A 1,297-nucleotide genomic window follows, 5' to 3' on the forward strand; every position below is an offset into this window, starting at 1 on the left:
AAGAACACGAGCACACGACTGGTCTTCGAGTACTGGAACGCGCTGCGTGGCGAACGAGCTGCGCCCGAGCGCGGCGAGATCGAGCCCGGAGCGTTGCGGCACGCGCTGGCAGATACCTTCATCCTGGAGAACGAGCCGATTGGCCCTATCTTCCGGCTTGCCGGCACCCGCCTCTGCGCCCTGATCGGGCATGAACTGCGCGGCCGGGCCTTCACCGCGCTGTGGCCGGACGTGGAGGCTCAGGGCGATATGCGCCGCCTCGTCCAGACCGTGATGGACGAGAGCGCTGGCGCCGTCGCCGGTCTCTCCGGCCAATCCCGGACCGGCACACCGATCTATCTCGAACTGCTGCTGCTGCCGCTGCGCTACCGCGGCCGCACCCATGCGCGCGTGCTCGGCGCGCTTTCTCCGGCCGTATCGCCGGATTGGCTCGGCCTCGACACTGTCGAAACGATGCGGATGATTTCGCTGCGGATGCTCTGGCCCAATGCCGCATCCCACCTGCAGGCCCAGCCGCGCCGCGCGGAACCGCCGCGTCTTGTCGTGCTCCCGGGCGGGCGGGCCTGAGCGGAACGATCCCTTAACCAACCCCGCCTAGGATCGCCCCGAATCCTGGTCGGTCTTTGATGTTGAGCGCGCTCCAAACACCCGGAACGTCTGCTAGTCCTGTCGAACGCAGGCGGCATCATCGCATGAAGGTGGTGCTGTTGGGCCGCTACATGCTGCCCAACCGCATGGAGTATCCCTGCCAGACAATCGACATCTCGCCCGGCGGCGTGCACCTCGCAGCACCCGCCAAGGCCCGTCCGGGTGAGCGCGTCATCGCCTATCTCGACCATCTCGGCCGGATCGAGGGCACCTGCGTCCGGACGACGATGGAAGGCTTCGCGATGACCATCACCGCGACCAGCCGCAAGCGCGAGAAATTCACGGCACAGCTCACCTGGCTCGCCAACCGCGAGGAGCTCGGACTTCCTGAAGACCGCCGCTACGACCGTGTCGTGCCGCGCAATCCCCGCTCGATCCTGACCCTCGAAGACGAGTCCGAGCACGTCGCCCGCATCATAGACATCTCCTTGTCGGGCGCAGCCTTCTCGAGTGATCTCGATCTCCCGGTCGGAACCCCGCTGCGGATCGGCTCGACGCCCGCGCTCATCGTGCGCCGTTTCGATGGCGGCTACGCGGCGCAGTTCCGCTTTCCGCTCTCGGCCGACCTGCTCGACGAGAATCTCGAGCTCTGAGCATCGGCGGGCCTCGCCCCGCGTCGCCCCCCTCTTCCGCGCCAGGGATCATTCCG

At 67.2% G+C, this 1,297-nt stretch carries 2 protein-coding genes; both read left to right on the forward strand.

The window, feature by feature from the left end; translation table 11 throughout:
- On the forward strand, positions 1-567 hold a 567-nt coding region (locus ACIPIA_RS16530), incomplete at its 5' end, for a PAS domain-containing protein (protein WP_400511062.1).
- A 59-nt stretch (positions 568-626) separates the two neighbouring features.
- Entirely contained in the window at positions 627-1,241 is a 615-nt protein-coding gene (locus ACIPIA_RS16535; protein ID WP_400511063.1) for a PilZ domain-containing protein, read from the forward strand.
- The last annotated feature ends 56 nt before the right edge of the window (positions 1,242-1,297 follow it).

The sequence above is a fragment of the Allobosea sp. CER48 genome, assembly GCF_044752385.1.
Classification (GTDB): Bacteria; Pseudomonadota; Alphaproteobacteria; order Rhizobiales; family Beijerinckiaceae; genus Allobosea.